At 70.3% G+C, this 14,726-nt stretch carries 14 protein-coding genes; 6 read left to right on the top strand and 8 right to left on the bottom strand.

The features are described 5' to 3' along the window. Window positions 1-50 precede the first annotated feature (50 nt). On the top strand, window positions 51-803 hold the full coding sequence (locus AB0N78_RS13905) for a M50 family metallopeptidase (RefSeq protein WP_363391309.1): 753 nt from the start codon (window positions 51-53) through the stop codon (window positions 801-803). Here AB0N78_RS13905 and AB0N78_RS13910 read toward each other — a convergent pair. Beyond that, a complete protein-coding gene (locus AB0N78_RS13910) occupies window positions 790-1,605 on the bottom strand; it encodes an HNH endonuclease family protein (RefSeq protein ID WP_363391312.1) in 816 nt (271 codons plus the stop codon). The two genes, AB0N78_RS13905 and AB0N78_RS13910, sit on opposite strands and share 14 nt — an antisense overlap. A 75-nt stretch (window positions 1,606-1,680) precedes the next feature. On the opposite strand from AB0N78_RS13910, the gene AB0N78_RS13915 reads away from it, so the two are divergent. After that, complete coding sequence (locus AB0N78_RS13915; protein WP_363391314.1) at window positions 1,681-2,082, top strand: DUF2809 domain-containing protein; 402 nt, start codon at window positions 1,681-1,683, stop codon at window positions 2,080-2,082. A 69-nt stretch (window positions 2,083-2,151) separates the two neighbouring features. Here AB0N78_RS13915 and AB0N78_RS13920 read toward each other — a convergent pair whose 3' ends face one another. Then, the gene (locus AB0N78_RS13920; RefSeq protein ID WP_363391317.1) at window positions 2,152-3,153 is read right to left on the bottom strand and encodes a phosphotransferase; all 1,002 of its coding nucleotides are present in this window, start codon (window positions 3,151-3,153) and stop codon (window positions 2,152-2,154) included. A gap of 155 nt (window positions 3,154-3,308) precedes the next feature. Between AB0N78_RS13920 and AB0N78_RS13925 the strand changes: the two genes are divergently transcribed. Next, on the top strand, window positions 3,309-4,595 hold the full coding sequence (locus tag AB0N78_RS13925) for an alpha/beta fold hydrolase (protein ID WP_363391320.1): 1,287 nt from the start codon (window positions 3,309-3,311) through the stop codon (window positions 4,593-4,595). Further along, on the top strand, window positions 4,592-6,289 hold the full coding sequence (locus AB0N78_RS13930; RefSeq protein ID WP_363391323.1) for a hypothetical protein: 1,698 nt from the start codon (window positions 4,592-4,594) through the stop codon (window positions 6,287-6,289). Before AB0N78_RS13925 ends, AB0N78_RS13930 begins: the two co-directional genes overlap by 4 nt. 3 nt (window positions 6,290-6,292) lie before the next feature. Here the strand turns inward: AB0N78_RS13930 and AB0N78_RS13935 are convergent, their stop codons facing one another. Continuing rightward, window positions 6,293-7,267: an FUSC family protein gene (locus AB0N78_RS13935; RefSeq protein WP_363391326.1), complete on the bottom strand. Its 975-nt coding sequence runs from the start codon at window positions 7,265-7,267 to the stop codon at window positions 6,293-6,295. A gap of 524 nt (window positions 7,268-7,791) precedes the next feature. Between AB0N78_RS13935 and AB0N78_RS13940 the strand changes: the two genes are divergently transcribed. Further along, window positions 7,792-9,828 (top strand): transglutaminase domain-containing protein, encoded by a 2,037-nt coding sequence (locus AB0N78_RS13940; protein WP_363391328.1) that lies wholly within the window; start codon window positions 7,792-7,794, stop codon window positions 9,826-9,828. Window positions 9,829-9,868: 40 nt separating this feature from the next. After that, window positions 9,869-10,141, top strand: a complete 273-nt coding sequence (locus tag AB0N78_RS13945; RefSeq protein WP_363391331.1) for a substrate-binding domain-containing protein — start codon at window positions 9,869-9,871, stop codon at window positions 10,139-10,141. Window positions 10,142-10,160: 19 nt separating this feature from the next. On the opposite strand, the gene AB0N78_RS13950 is transcribed toward AB0N78_RS13945, so the two are convergent. The 5 genes from AB0N78_RS13950 to AB0N78_RS13970 form a co-directional block, all read right to left on the bottom strand. Next, window positions 10,161-10,772 carry an LppA family lipoprotein gene (locus tag AB0N78_RS13950; protein ID WP_363391334.1) on the bottom strand — a complete coding sequence of 204 codons (612 nt, stop codon included), beginning with the start codon at window positions 10,770-10,772 and terminating at the stop codon, window positions 10,161-10,163. Window positions 10,773-10,784: 12 nt separating this feature from the next. Then, window positions 10,785-11,357 (bottom strand): LppA family lipoprotein, encoded by a 573-nt coding sequence (locus tag AB0N78_RS13955; protein WP_363391337.1) that lies wholly within the window; start codon window positions 11,355-11,357, stop codon window positions 10,785-10,787. Beyond that, on the bottom strand, window positions 11,354-13,036 hold the full coding sequence (locus AB0N78_RS13960) for an alpha/beta hydrolase (protein WP_363391340.1): 1,683 nt from the start codon (window positions 13,034-13,036) through the stop codon (window positions 11,354-11,356). The genes AB0N78_RS13955 and AB0N78_RS13960 overlap by 4 nt, the downstream gene beginning before the upstream one ends. Next, window positions 13,033-13,341, bottom strand: coding sequence for a hypothetical protein (locus AB0N78_RS13965; RefSeq protein ID WP_363391342.1), 309 nt, complete (start codon window positions 13,339-13,341; stop codon window positions 13,033-13,035). The genes AB0N78_RS13960 and AB0N78_RS13965 overlap by 4 nt, the downstream gene beginning before the upstream one ends. Window positions 13,342-13,520: 179 nt before the next feature. Further along, window positions 13,521-14,645 (bottom strand): NADH:flavin oxidoreductase/NADH oxidase, encoded by a 1,125-nt coding sequence (locus AB0N78_RS13970; protein ID WP_363391345.1) that lies wholly within the window; start codon window positions 14,643-14,645, stop codon window positions 13,521-13,523. Between the last annotated feature and the right edge of the window lie 81 nt (window positions 14,646-14,726).

A 14,726-nucleotide genomic window follows, 5' to 3' on the forward strand; every position in this document is an offset into this window, starting at 1 on the left:
CCGGCGACTCGCGGCGGGTGCACACGGCCTGGTCGGTCGAGGGTGGACCGATGAGCGGGTGGGACCGGATCGGATCGCTGGTCAACGAGATCTGGCACCGGGCCACCACCGCGCAACCCACTGCCGAACCGCTGGTGGTGCTCGGTGCGTTGGCCCTGGTGCTCGCGGTGCTGGTCGTGCCGTGGGCGTGGCACCTGGCCCGGCATCTGTTGACCATCGTGCACGAGTCGGCGCATGCGCTGGTGGCGGTGCTGTCCGGGCGGCGACTGTCCGGGGTCAGACTGCACTCGGACACCTCCGGGTTGACGGTGTCGGTGGGCAAACCGCGCGGACCGGGGATGGTGGCGACTGCCTTCGCGGGGTATCCGGGTCCGGCGGTGTTGGGTCTGGCAGCGGCGTGGTTGCTCGGTCGGGGCTACGCGGTAGGTCTGCTGTGGGCACTGCTGCTCGCGTTGGCGCTGCTGGTGGTGCAGATCCGGAACTGGTACGGACTGTGGACGGTGCTGGTCGCGGGCGTGCTGCTGGTGGCGGTGAGCTGGTGGGGCAGTGCGGCGTTGCAGGTGGCGGTGGCCTATGCGGTGACCTGGTTCCTGTTGCTCGGATCGCCGCGGGCGGTGCTGGAGATGCAGGCCGGTCGTCGGCGTGGTGGTCGCGGCTCGGGCGGGTCGGATGCGGATGTGCTCGCCCGGTTGACTCCGCTGCCCGGCGGGTTCTGGGTCGGTGCGTTGCTGCTGGTATGTGTGGCAGGTCTGGTGCTGGGTGGCTGGTGGCTGCTCGATGGGACCGTGCTCAGTCGACCGTGATGCAGCCGTCCAACTGTCGGTCCATCGCGGAGGCCTCCGCCTCGGTGACCCACAGCCCGTAGGCCGCCTTCACGCGGATCTGCTGCACCACATAGGCGCAGCGGAATCCGGTGCTGGGCGGCAACCAGGTCGCCGCGTCACCGTTGCCCTTGGCTTGGTTGATCGAGCCGTCCACCGCGAGCAGATTCGCCGGGTCGTTGGCGAACTCCTGCCGGGTGGCGGCGTCCCACTGCTGGGCACCCTTCTGCCAGGCGTCGGACAGGGCGACGACGTGGTCGATCTGCACGTCCGCGCTGCGTTCCCCTCGCTCGAAGTCGATGGTGTCTCCGCCGTAGGGGTCGTCCAGCACACCGGTCAGCACCACACAGTTCTGGGTGCCGTCCTTGAAGGTGAGGTCGGACAGGTCGCGGGCCAGCACGTCGTTGCGGGTGTCACAGCCGTTCCGGTCGACATCCGCCCAGGCCGGGCCGAACTCCTCCCGGCTGTAGCCCGTGGTGGGTGCGCGGCCTTTGACGTCGAGGCCGGCCAACTCCTGTCGTGCCCGGTCGAGGTCCGCGGTGGTGATCGGGTACCGCGCGGAGTCCTGGTGCTGCTGCCAGGCAGGCACCCCGGCACCCGCCGCCACGGCGAGCACCAGCAGCAGCCACAGCCACCGGGTCCGGTGCCGGGGTGCCTGTGCGGAGGCTGACCCGCCGGTGCGAGGTCGGCGGGCCGCGGTGCGTCCAGCGGGTCGAGGGGCACGGGCAGGTCGACGGGTGTGGGTGGGTCGGGGAGCGCTGCGAGCAGGGGTGGGACGGGGCACGGCGGAACGATGGCACATCACACCCACACCGGATGCGCACCGGTGACCCCCAGGGCGGTGCCTAGGCTCGCGGGCATGACCAGGACTCGGGCCGCGTTCGCCGCCGCGCTGGTGGTCGTCGTCGGGCTCGCCGTGACCCGAGGGGGCTCCGGTCCGTGGGCTGATGCGATCGGTGACGGGTTGTACGCGGCGATGGCGGTGCTGCTGGTCCGGGTGCTGGCACCACGCAGCTCCTGGCGGTGGCAGCTCGCGATCGGGCTGGGCTGGTGTGTGCTGGTGGAGCTCGCGCAGCTGACCGGCGTCCCGGGGACGATTGTGGACGCGGTGCCGCTGGCGCGCCTGGTGCTGGGGACCACCTTTGTCGCCACGGACCTGGTGGCGTACACGGTGGGGGCGCTGGTGTGTGCGGGGGTCATCGTGGCCTCCTCTCGGCTGCGCCCAGGGTGCGCGCAGCAGCCCGACGGATCGAAGGTGTGACCGGCCCTCTGGGGACCACCGCCGCGGGCCGCCGTCTGTGGACAGACCAACCGCGGCAACGGCAACCAGTCAGCGGACCAGCCAGCCCGCGTCCCGCAGGTACGCCCGCCCGACCCGGACCGCCTCGTGCGCCTCGTCCGCACCACCGGACCGCCCCAACCACTGCAACTGGCGCAGCACCACCAGCGCACAGGCTGCCCGAGCGTCCTCCAGGGTCAACGGTCGAACCTCCTGATAGCCCTCGATCCACGCCTGGGCCTGCTCCGGTGCGCGCGGCGACCCGGCCGAGGCGGACAGCGCGGCCGCCAGGTCGAGCATGAACCAGCTGAACCCGCAGCTGTCGAAGTCCAGCACGGTCACCCCGTCCGGACCGGCCACCACCTTCTCCGGTCGCAGGTCGCCGTGCACCAACCCCCAGGAGTCCGGGGCGCGTGAAGCCAGGTGCAGCACGTCCAGCGCCGCCTGCTCGGCCCGGGCGAGCACCGTGTGGTCGGTCGGGTCCAGCCCGATGGTGCGCCAATTCCCCCAGCGGGCATCCGGCCCGACCAGATCCGTGGTGTCCCAGGTCGGCCGAATGAAGTCGCGTGGCCGGTGGTAGCTCAACGCGTGCTCGTGCATCCGGGCGGCGGTGGTCCCGAGCATCCGGAGCCGGCTGTCGTCGTCGCCTGGCGGTGTGGTTGGGACCAGGGTGGTGGCCAGGCAGATCCAGTGCCGGTCGTCCTCATCGGCCAGCAGCGCGACGTCGCGGCCATCCGCGGGGGTGATGACCGCAGGCACCCGGACCACCCCGGCGGCGTCCAGGTCCATCATCCAGGCGACCTCGGACTCAGCGGCAGCGGTGTCCTCCATGTAGGGCGGCACCGAGAGCCGGGCGACCGCCACCGGGAGGTCGTCCACCACCACCAGGAAGCTCGCGTGCAGGTCGGCGGCGATCAGGTGCAGTCGGGTGTGCTGCACATCCCAGCCCCAGGCCGCGCAGATCGATACCCGCAGCCACTCCGGCGGGCAGGTCAGCGCCACCAGCCCGGCCACGGGGCCCGGGTGACGCTGCTGCGGTCGTGTGATGTCCATCGTCGTCCCCCGCCCTCGACTTCAAACGAGTCTCGGGAATGCCCCAGAATGCCGACAAGGCGCTCGGATGGGATTTCACGTAGGTGTTACCCCAACTCGTCGCGGTGACCGTCCGGAAACACCGTGGACGCACCAGTGCCGCTTACCCTGACTGAATGAGCCACGACCTGCCCCCGTACCGGGTGCGTGACCACCAGATCACTGTTCCGGTCGATCATCGCGATCCGGCACGGTTCGGCAGCATCCAGGTGTTCGCCCGTGAGCTGGTCGACCCGGCCCGGGACGGTGACGATCTGCCGCTGCTGTTGTTCCTCCAGGGCGGCCCAGGTGGTGCGAGCCCGCGTCCGCTCGGCGGCGGATGGTGGTCGACCGCGCTGCGCACCCACCGCGTGGTGCTCCTGGACCAACGGGGCACCGGGCGGTCGTCCCGGATCGACGGGCGCACGGTCGCGGGAATGACTGATGCCACCGCCGCCGACTATCTGGCCTGCTTCCGTGCGGATGCCATCGTCGAGGATGCCGAGCTGCTGCGGCACCAGATCTACGGCGGGCGGCGCTGGTCGACGCTCGGGCAGTCGTACGGCGGGTTCTGCACGCTGACCTATCTGTCCCGGCACCCCGAGGCATTGACCGCTTGCTATGTCACCGGGGGACTGCCCGGCATCACCGCCACCGCGGAGGATGTCTACGCCCGGACCTTCACCCGGCAGGAGGCGCGCAACCGGGCGTTCGCTGCGCGCTACCCGCACGACGCCCAGCTGATCGCGGAGCTCGCCGACCGCCTGGCCGCGGGCGACGTGCACCTGCCGGGCGGGGACGTGTTCCACGTGGAACGTCTGCAAACGCTGGGCGCCGGCTTCGGGATGAGCACCGGCATCGATGCCCTGCACTGGGCGTTGGACACCATCGACCGTGACACCGACGGCGTGCCTTCGCCCGCGTTCCTGCACTGGGCGCAGGCCCAGACCGGGTACGACGCCAACCCGCTGTACATGACCCTGCAAGAAGTGATCTATCACCAGGGTGCCCGCACCGGCGGCTGGGCAGCGGAGCAGGAGCGTGACCGCCGACCCGCCTTCCACCCCACGGCCCGACCCCTCACCCTGACCGGTGAGGCCGTCTTCAGGTGGATGTTTCGCGACATCGCCGCACTGCGACCGTTTCAGGGCGCGGCAGAGTTGCTCGCGGCCCGCACCGAGTGGCCGCTGCTCTACGACGTCGACCGCCTCGCCGCCAATGAGGTCCCGTTGGCCGCTGCGCAGTACCTCGACGACCCTTATGTCGACATCGAGCTGGCCCAGCAGACCGCGTCGTCGGTCGGCAACGCCCAGGTGTGGGCGACCAATGAGTACCTGCATGACGGGCTGCGTGCCGCCGGTGACGTGATCCTCCCGCGGCTGATGGACCTGGCCGCCGGTCGATGGACGGTGACCGCACCATGAGCTGGGACGAGGTGCCCTGGCAGCAGACTCCGCGGCAGCAGCACGCGGACGACCTGTTGGCGGACTGGGCGGGTGAGGTGGCACCGTCCTCGGCCAGTGCCTACCCGCAGGAGTGGCAGATCCCCGATCATCCGACGCCGCCACCGGCTCCCCGGGTGCGTCGACGGCGTCGGCGGCAGGAACCGCCCGTCGTCCCGGTGCCCACCGGTCCCCGGCCGTCGCTGTCCCACCCCGGGATGCCGCACCCGGGCGTGGCGCGACTGGGTGCGTTCCACGCGGAGGTCTCCGGCGCGGGGCAACCCGGGGCTCCGTCGGGACACATGCCACCCCCGGGCGATGTCGCTCCCACGGGCCACGGCCCTGCCACGGGTCACGGCACAGCGCCGTACCCCGGCCACCCGTGGTCCACCACCGCCACCCCTGCCCGTCGACGTGCCCGCGCCAAGCGCGCCGCCGCCTGGTCCGGCCTGGGCATCGCCGTGGTGCTCGCCCTGGTCGCCGGAGTGGTCAGCAGCGGTGACGACCGGGCAGGCAGCAGCACAGCGAACACCGGGACGACGGGCTCGGGCACCTCCACCAGCAGCGATCCTGCGATCGGCAGTCGCCTGTCCCCCTACGGCCTGCCGATCGACATGGACGACCTCGGAGTGGTGCCCGCCGACCACACCTTCACCTTCGATGCGAACCCGGACCTGACCGACTACCACCATGACGGGTGGCGGCCCGCGAGCGAGATGGTCCGGGTCTACCTCGATCCGGAGCTGACCGTCGCGGCACCTGACGCCGAGGTTCGGCACTCCTACGAGGGCAAGGACGAGATCACGGTCAGCGCAGGCTACGACACCACGCTGCGCGTCTCCTCCATGTCCAGCCGCGACGACGACGAGGTCGATGTGTCCATCGGAGAGCGCTGGGGGGCGTCGCCGGTCTACTACATCGCCCAGCTCTGTGACCTGCAGACCGGCGAGCCACTCGACCGCATCCCGGTGCAACGGTTCGAGGTGGAGGACACCCGTCCGCGCCCGGTCGTGGACGCGCATGTCGACGACCAGGGAGTGCTGCAGCTCGCCTGGGAGCCGGTCGATGGTGCTGTCCGCTACGACGTGCTGGAACCGACCTACGGGTTCAGCTCGTTTGGGGCCACGGACGGCACCTCCTGGTCCTCGGATGTCGAGGACGAGGAGGGCGGATACCGGCAGAACGCCGTCTTGGCGTACCTCAGCAGTGGCAGTGAGGAATCGGAGGCCATTCTCGGTCCGTCCAGCACCACACCTCGCGAGATTCGGGGCATCGCGGTGACGGCCGTCCTGAGCGACGGTCGCCCCTCGGTGGTCCCGGTGGATTCCGCCCTGCTCGCCCAGGTGCCGCTGCAGACGGCGTCACACGCGTGGAGCCAGGAGGATCTGTCCGGACAGCAGAGTGCGCCGCAGCTGCCCGGCGCGGTTCCGTTCGAGATGGTGGACGGGTCGACGATGCTGCTCCCGACCTCCTACGACCCCGATGGGCTCACCGCGCACTATGGCGGGAGCTGGAAGGTGCCCCTGATCGTGCACGGTGCACGGCCAAGTGAGCCCGGCTACGTGACCGTCGTGGCCGACTCGCAGGCTGAGGCGGCTGAGGCGGTGCGCGCGCGGAACGCCGCGCTGGACACCCAGCGCGACCCGCACGGCCCGCCCGAGCCCTACCAGTACTGACGACTAGCCCGCCGCTGGACCGTCCTCCCGGCGCGCCAGCAACGCCCGACCGGGCACCACCACCGCCAACACCAGCACCGCCCCGAGCACGGTCAACCCCACCCGCTCCAGGTCGGTGACGAAGGCGTCCCCGGTGCCGGAGGTGAGCAGGATGATTGTCAGGGTCAGCAGCGCGGAGTACTGCGAGTAGGGCCGCGCCAGATTCGCCCACGCGGTGACCAGGCCACACAGCACACCGAGCAGGGTCAGCACCCGACCCTCCGGCACCACCGCCACCAGCAGCGCCGCGACGAACCCGCCCGCCACGGTCCCCAGCACTCGCGCACGGGCATGACTGCGAATTCGCTCATACCGGGGGTGCAACACCACCAACACGGTGAGCAGCAACCACCACGCGTGCGTATCCGGGAACCACTGCATGCACACGAATGTCGCCACGGCCATCAGCGGCACCAACACCGCGGCATACCGGCGCGCTGCCACCATCGACTCCCGGCGCGGCTCGGGTGTGCGCAACCCGCGCGCCAGCACGGTCAGCACCAGCGCCGTCCACAGCCCGCCCAACGCGACGAACCCGGCGGCCGCCAGCACCCGGGTCACGGTGACCGGATCGCCGACCTCGATGCCCAATGCACTCATTGTCGGAGGCGACACCAGCGCCAGCCCGAGTGGTGTCGTGGCCGTGGTGCCCATCAGGATGCCGCCCAGCCGCGATCCCCGGGCCACCAGGGCGCAGGCCACCGCCATCACCAGCGCGCCCGCCACCGGCCATGGGCTCAGCGCCACCCCGACCGCCATGCCCGCCGTGGTCAGCCCCGCACCGGCCCACGCCATCCGGGGCGACAGCAGGAATCCGCCGAGGGTTGGCGGCAGCGCCAGGAACACCAGGTACGCCTCGGCATGCCACGGCGAGGCGGCCACAGCGACCAGCGGCGCGAACAACAACAGCACCGCGACGATCAAGCGCGTGCGCGGCACTCCGCGCACCGTCGACCCCGCCATCTGGTGACCTCACTCCTCGACTGTCGGTCACGCTAACGCCCCTGCCTCGCAACCGTCCTACTCACCGTGGCCCCGCATGCACTCAGCCGGTCCGCTGTTGCGCGGATTTTTCCCGACTCGCAGCCGAGACGCGGCACTCTTGCCTGGTGAGCGAGCCACGACAGCAAGGGGATCCCGACCCTCGCATGCCGGAGGGGGCACCGGTCGCGCCGATGCCCTGGGGTGCACCGACCGGGCCGACGGACCAGCCGCCTGCGCCGACCTACGGCTCGGGCCAGGCGTCCACGCCTGCCCCGAGCGCGGCCTCGGTCCCGCCGCCCAACGGCCCCGCGCATCCGTCTGCCCCAGTGCCGCACGCTGCCGCCGACTCCGCCTGGCGTCCCGCGGCCCCGGAATCCGCTCCGGTACCCACCTGGGGACCCCCGCCCACCGAAGCCCCGGCACCCACTCCGGCATTCGCCGGGGGATCTGCGTCTGCCGAACCCTCGGTGTCCTTCGGTATGACGCCACCGCCTCCCGGGGGTGCCGCACCCTCACCCCGCCCACGTCGCACCCGCCGTTCGGTTCTCACCGCGCTGGTCACGGTGGTGGCCGTCGCCCTTGGCACGCTGGCGGCGGTGCGGTTCTGGCCCGAGCGCGGCCCGTGGCTGAGCGCTGAGGATCTGGCCGATCAGGGCTTGTCCGAGGTGATCGAGGATGTGCCGTTGACCGACTCGGTGCCGGTGCCGGTGGACTTCGACCCGAGCAGCGTGCCCGCCGATCAGGCCCTGGCCGTGTACCTGGACCGTGACCTGACCGTGCGTGCCCCGGACGCCCAGATCGCCGACACCGCGGACGGGTATGCCGCGACGCCGCAGACCTCGACCGCGTGGGCGGGTGCTGGTGCGCAGCAGATCGGCGTCGAGTCCGGCAGTTGGGGCTTCGCGCAGGTGTACTACCTGGCCTTGCTGGTCGACCCCGGCACCGGTGAGCCGGTCGAGGAACCGCAGGTCAGCGCGTTCACGGTGCGGACGCCGGTGGCTGCGCCCACCCTCGATGTCACTGTCGACGACGACGGTGTGGGTCAGGTCGGCTGGCAACCGGTGGACGGTGCGACCGGCTACCGGGTGCTGCGCCTCGGCTCCGACGGGGTGCGGGTGCTGCACTCCGAGACCGATCCCGGGTGGGCGACCACGGAGCAACCGATCACCTCGCTCGCCTCCTCCTGGTCGGCGCAGAGCGAGCACCAGCACGAGGACCTGGTCACGGTCCGCTACTCCGATGACGCCCTGCGCGGCGACGACTTCATCGAGGACAACCCCACCGATCAGGTCACCTACCTGGTGCAGACGGTGACCACTGAGAACCGCGCCTCCGGGGTCGCGACGGTGCCCACGGATCTGCCCGCCCGGTTGCCCGACGCGGTGGCGGTGCACGCGCTGGCGGAGCTCGGTCTGAGTCTGGATCAACCGATCGACCCCGGGACCCTCCCCGCGCAGGTTCCGGTGTCGATGGCGGACGGTCGTACCCGGATGTTCCCGGTCAGCTACCTGGCCGAGCCGGTGTCCGCGGCCGGTGGCTGGGGCGCGTCGATGACCGTCGACGGCACCCGATTCCGACTGACCATCCCGATCACCAGCGCGGATGTCGGCTCGGCGCAGCAGGCGATCCAGGCAGCCAGCGAACGCGCTGATCAGGCCCGCACCGACGCCGCCGACCCGCCCGCCGAGTACGCCTACCAGCAGCCGGCAGCGGTGGTGCTGTCCGAGGTCGAGATCAGTGACACCGCCCCGGAGGTGCCGTATCCCGTGCACGGCACCACTGAGTTCGTCCGCTTCCTGTCCGCGCAGTTGATCGCCGGGAAGCAGTACGTCGACCTCAGTGCCTACATGGCCGGACGAGGGATGTCGGCGACCGACGGCACCGACCTGTGGGACGCGTTCTACGAGGCGGCGTACCAGACCCCGATGGCGTTGGCCTATGCGCGGGTGGATGCGGTGTACCTGCCCGACCAGCAGGTGCTGGTGCTGACCTACGCCGACTCCCCGGAGCAGCGCGCGGCGGATCAAGCCGCCCTGTCCGCCACGGTGCAGGACACTGTGGCCCGGATCATCACCCCGGACATGTCCGAGACCGAGCGGGTCCGCGCGATCAACGCGCACCTGCTGTCGGTGGCGGCGTACGACGACGACGCCTATGACGCCCAGCTCGGGGGCAACGCTGACGCCTATCCGCAGGCGTGGCTGCCCACCGGTGTGCTGCTGCACGGCACCGGGGTGTGCGTCTCCTACGCCTCGGCGTTCCAGGCGCTCGCCGACGCCGCTGGACTGGACTCGGTGATGGTTACCGGGGTCGCGGTCGACGGCGGCGAGGGCCACGCCTGGAACAAGGTGTGGGTCGACGGGGCCTGGCGGGTGGTGGACAGCACCTGGAATGACTCGCCCTGGGTCGGCTCCGAGCGCTTCTTCCTCCAGACCGACGCTCAGGCCGCCGCGGACCGGTCCGAGGACCAGGACTGGATCGTTGATGCGAACCAGCCGATGTACGCGGCGGGCTGAGCGGCCGGTCCACGGTCACTCGCGCGGCATCCACACCCGCATGGTCGACGCGGACCAGATCGTCCGCGGTGTCCTCGACGCCCTCTGCGACCGCGGTGTGCGGGTGCCCGACGACATCGCCGTGATCGGTTTCGACAACTGGGAACCGATGACCGCTGGCGCCCGCCCCGGACTGACCACCGTGGACATGAACTTCCAGCAGATGGGCCGACGCGCCGCCGAGCGGTTGGCCGAGGCGGTCAGGGGCGAGGTCACCCCCGGTGTGGAGTCGGTGGCCCCACGGGTCGTGGTTCGAGGGTCGACGGTGGGGTGAGCGGCCCGATCTGGGGGAGTCAGCTCGACGGGGCGTCGGGGGCGTAGGTCCAAGTCTCGTCCGGGGGTGTCTCCCACAGGAAGCAGCCGGTGGACATGCTGATGCTGCTGTGGACGTTGCCACCGAAGTCGTAGCTGGTGCCGTACTGGTCCTGGGCGTAGATCGAGAAGTTCTGCTCTTGATTGACGATGGTGTGCGCGGTCTTGAACCCGTGCCGCGCTCCGATCTGCTGGACGATCTCGATCGCCCGCTCACGTTCGGCTCCGTGGAAGGACCGTTCGACGATGAGCAGGGGGAGCGAGAGCTGACCCATCCCGTCGACCCGATCCACTTCGGTGCAGCCCGAACGCCTCGAGGGGGCTGTCGGGTTGTCGTCATGCCAGTTCGTGGTGCCGAATTCGGCGTTGAACGCGGCGATGATTTCCGCCCGCATCTGGCGGAGGTCGGCGATGACGGTCTCCATCGTGGGGCGTTGTTCCAACGGAGGCTTCAGGTACTCGGGGGGCGGGTTCGGATCGACAGCGTCACAAACAGCTCCGCAACCCGCCAAGCTCAGGATGAGACAGAGCAACGCCGCCGTGGTGCGCTTCGTCCTGGGCGAGCGCGTCGGTGGCTCCATGGGGCCGGTCACGGAGAGCTGACCTCAGTGTGAGGGGGCGTCGGGGGTGTAGGTCCAAGTCTCGTCCGGGGGTGTCTCCCACAAGAAGCAGCCGGTGGACATGCTGATGCTGCTGTGGACGATGCCACCGAAGTTGTAGCTGCTGCCGTACTGGTCCTGAGCGTAGATGGAGAAGTTCTGCGACTGGTTGACGACGGTCCGGGGGGTCTCGAACCCGTGTCGCGCTCCGATCTGCTGGACGAGCTCGATCGCGCGCTCGCGTTCGGCTCCGTGGAAGGACCGGTCGACGGATAGCAGGGGCAGGGAGAGCTGACCCATGCCGTCGATCCGGTCCTCCTCGGTACAACCCGAACGCGTCGAGGAGTACGCCGGATTGTCGTCGTGCCAGGTGGTGGTGCCGAACTCGGCGTTGAACGCCTCGATGATCTCCGCCCGCATCTGGCGGAAGTCGGCAATGACGGTCTCCATCGTCGGCCGTTGTTCCAACGGGGGCTCCAAGTACTCGGGGGGTGGGTTCGGGTCGATGGCGTCACGGACAGCTCCACAGCCAGAGATGGCGAAGACGAGAGTGATCACCACAATGCAGATGCGCCTCATCGTCCTCCCCAGAGTTCGATGCCTGCCCAGAGCCCACCCATGAAGTAATCCCCGAAGCCGATGTTGTCGCCCATGAACGCCAGGTCCGGTTGGCCCGCGCCGATCGCCGCGAGGTTGTACTGACTCGTGCTGCCGTTGGTGAGGTAGTCGCTGTGTCCGGTGGACTCGGTCAGCACGGTGCCGTCAGGGAGCGTCGCCTCGCTGGACGTGAGGCCGGTCATCGGCAGGAGCGTCGGGTCAACGCCGAACCGCCCGAAGTCGGCGACCGGGTCGTTGCGCGCCTCGATGCGGTAGATCGAGTCAGATGGCACCTGAACATCAGCGAGGTTGTCGGTGGCGATGCCGGGCGACCCGAAGATCACCGCGCTGTCCGTGCCGGTCGGTTCTTGGAGCGCGTAGCCGGTCGTGGTCGAGCCATAGGAGTGGCCGAGTGCGGTCAGGTGCGGATCGTCGCTGCGGGACGCGTTGATTCCCTGCAGGAAGTCGGCGAGGTCGGCACCGCCGCGCTTGGCCAGGCCGGTCCCCGCAACGTTCGACACATCTGGGGTTTCGTAACCGAACCACGCGATGCAGGCAGCCGTTTCGCCTGCCCCAAGGTCGTTCAGCATTTTCTGGGTGAGTATCTTGAGGTTCTGCATGTTCTCGTCGTAGCTCCCCAAACTCCCCGCCACCGTCGTCCCCATCCCCGGCGTGAACACCGACACGTGGTCGGCGGCGTCGACGTCCCCCACCGCGACCGCGGCCTTCAGCACCGGCCCGGACGCGTCGAGCACCAGCAGGTACCGGTCTTCGCTGGACGCCAAGATCTGCTCGATCACCGCCATCCCGTCGAGCTTCTCCTGCGCGGCGACGATCTGGAGCCGCAGGTACTCGTGTTCGGTCGGGTCAAGGGTGGCGTCCATCTGCGCCTGGAGGTCGTCGATCTCCGATTGCAACCGCTCCTGCTCCCGGTCGAGCAGCACCCGGTTCGCCTGGTCGCGGATGCCTGCGGGGATGCCGTCGGTGTTGCCGAGCCATTCGGGGTGGTTGTCCAGCACCCACTGTTGGTCTTCGGGGCTGAGTGAGCGCCACCAGGCGGAGGATTCGTAGGCGCTGCCGTCGGTCGGGGGCGGGGTGACGGCGAGCTGCCCGGCGGCGCTGCCGGTGGCGTCGGCGTCGGACAGGTCGGTGCCGGCGACGTGGAGACTGCCCGAGAGTGCGCGGCGCAGCAGGTCGGCGAGCTGGGTGTCGATGTGGTCGGCGGCCTGAACGGCCTGGGCGATCCGCTCGGAGAGTTCGGTGCGGGTGAGGTCGCGGTCGGCTTGGGCGTCGTCGTCGCCGATCACCGGGTGTAGGTCGGTGATGACTCCGGTGCTGCGGTTCACGGCGAACCCGTGTGGGCCGCACCAGTCGATGACGGAGTCCAGTTCCCGGCGTAGTGCGGTCAGATCAGCGGCGGCGTCGTCGACTGCCTGGAAGACCGCGGCGAGTTCGGACACCGCGTCGGCGAGGGTGAGTTCGAGGCTGCGGTGGGCGCGGGTGGCCTGCTGCTGGGCGGGGGCGACCCAGGCGGTCGGTGGTCGTCCCGCGTCCAGGTCCGGTTCCAGACCGAGCAGTGCGCGACGTTCGGCGTTCAGTTGGTCCGCGATCCCGGTCAGGGTCTCCGGCTGCCAGGCGAGGACGTCGGCGAGGGTGGTCATCGCGCCACCGGGATGGTGATGCCCTGGAACCGGGTCCGGGCGTCCTGGTCGGTGGTGATGCTGGCGGTGGCGCTGGATCGCATCCGGCTGGCCTGGTTGTCCGCGGATCGGCACCAATCGGTGACCCACTGCCGCCAGGACTGTGCCAGCCGATCCGCCAGCGGCCCAGATTGACTGCCGGGCATGGCGGCGGCGACCTGGCCGACCTGATCCCCGTGCCGACGGGCTCGGACGACCTCCACCGCAGCCTCAAGCTGCGTCGCGGCGGCGCGGATCTCCTCGGCGGGTACCTCGATGGCCTGCATGTCTGCCCCCTGTTCGTGCGATGGGGGAGACAGTAGGGAGCCCCAGGAGGGATTCGATCAGCCGTCGGGCGATTTGAGTGCTGACGGTGCGGCTTTGAGGGCGTTCCGGCCCGTGCCACCTAGCACTGAGGCCAAGAACCGTGCGTTCCGAGCGCCGACCTGACGGTCCTGAGCGGTGATCAGTCCCAGCTGCCGCGTCCGTACTGCGGCACCCACCCGGTGACCTGACCGGGGACGACCGCCGCATCCGGGCTGCCCGGCCGGTGAGTCAGCACCGGGGTGTCATCGCCGAGTTCGCGGGCGGCGCGCAACGGCCAGGACGGGTCGTAGAGCGCGGGACGACCGATCAAGACCACATCCGCCTCACCCTCGGTGAGCACCTTCTCCGCCTGGTGCGGGGTGGTGATCATCCCGACCGCGCCGCTCGCGATGCCGGTGTCGCGGACCTGCCGGGCGAAGGGCACCTGGTAGCCGGGGCCGACCGGGATGCTCGCGTGCACATTGCCGCCGGTGGAGACATCCACCAGGTCCACGCCGTGCTCGCGCAGCCAGACGGCGATCTGCGCGGTGTCCTCGCCGGTGAGCCCACCCTCGGTCCAGTCGGTGGCCGACACCCGGACCAGCAGCGGCTGATCGTCAGGCAGCACGGCACGCACTGCGTCCACCGTGTCCAGCAGCAGCTGGGCCCGACCGGCTAGGTCGCCGCCCCAGCGGTCGGTGCGGGTGTTGGACAGCGGGGACAGGAACTGGTGCAGCAGGTACCCGTGGGCGGCGTGCACCTCGACCAGGTCGAAGCCCGCGGCCAGTGCGCGACGGGCCGCGGCGGCGAACTGCCCGGGCACCGCCAGGATCTCCTCCTCGGGCAGCTCCTGCGGCACCGCGTACCCGGCGAAGGGCTCACCGGTCGGTCCGACCGCCGTCCATCCGCCGTCCTCGACCGGCACCGACCCGTGTCCCTCGCCGAACGGCCGGAAGGTCGACGCCTTGCGCCCGGCGTGGGCCAACTGGACCCCGGAGAGTGCGCCGCGGGCCCGGATGAAGTCGGTGATCCGCCGCCAGGCGACGACCTGATCGTCATTCCAGATCCCGACGTCCTGCGGGGAGATCCGACCCTCCGGCACCACCGCAGTCGCCTCGGTCAGCACCAGCCCGAATCCGCCGACCGCACGGGCACCCAGGTGGGCCAGATGCCAGTCAGTGGGCAGGCCGTCGTCCGCGGCGGAGTACTGGCACATCGGCGCGAGCCAGATCCGGTTCCGGAACGTCGTGCCACGCAGGGTCAAGGGGCTCAGGAGGATGCTCACGCGGTGCGCAACGTCGACGCCCCTCGGAGTTGTTCCGCAGCGGCCGACCGCCGGGTCTGACAACTGTGGACAGACCCGGCA

Origin of the sequence: Cellulomonas sp. NPDC089187 (assembly GCF_040685135.1) — a bacterium.
Taxonomy (GTDB): domain Bacteria; phylum Actinomycetota; class Actinomycetes; order Actinomycetales; family Cellulomonadaceae; genus Cellulomonas.

What these genes read in the sequence shown, in the direction of transcription:
- AB0N78_RS13905 (WP_363391309.1), top strand. Translation starts at nt 51, where the DNA reads ATGAGCGGGTGGGACCGGATCGGATCGCTGGTCAACGAGATCTGGCAC.
- AB0N78_RS13915 (WP_363391314.1), top strand. Translation starts at nt 1,681, where the DNA reads ATGACCAGGACTCGGGCCGCGTTCGCCGCCGCGCTGGTGGTCGTCGTC.
- AB0N78_RS13920 (WP_363391317.1), bottom strand. Translation starts at nt 3,153, where the DNA reads ATGGACATCACACGACCGCAGCAGCGTCACCCGGGCCCCGTGGCCGGG.
- AB0N78_RS13925 (WP_363391320.1), top strand. Translation starts at nt 3,309, where the DNA reads ATGAGCCACGACCTGCCCCCGTACCGGGTGCGTGACCACCAGATCACT.
- AB0N78_RS13930 (WP_363391323.1), top strand. Translation starts at nt 4,592, where the DNA reads ATGAGCTGGGACGAGGTGCCCTGGCAGCAGACTCCGCGGCAGCAGCAC.
- AB0N78_RS13940 (WP_363391328.1), top strand. Translation starts at nt 7,792, where the DNA reads ATGACGCCACCGCCTCCCGGGGGTGCCGCACCCTCACCCCGCCCACGT.
- AB0N78_RS13945 (WP_363391331.1), top strand. Translation starts at nt 9,869, where the DNA reads ATGGTCGACGCGGACCAGATCGTCCGCGGTGTCCTCGACGCCCTCTGC.
- AB0N78_RS13955 (WP_363391337.1), bottom strand. Translation starts at nt 11,357, where the DNA reads ATGAGGCGCATCTGCATTGTGGTGATCACTCTCGTCTTCGCCATCTCT.
- AB0N78_RS13960 (WP_363391340.1), bottom strand. Translation starts at nt 13,036, where the DNA reads ATGACCACCCTCGCCGACGTCCTCGCCTGGCAGCCGGAGACCCTGACC.
- AB0N78_RS13965 (WP_363391342.1), bottom strand. Translation starts at nt 13,341, where the DNA reads ATGCAGGCCATCGAGGTACCCGCCGAGGAGATCCGCGCCGCCGCGACG.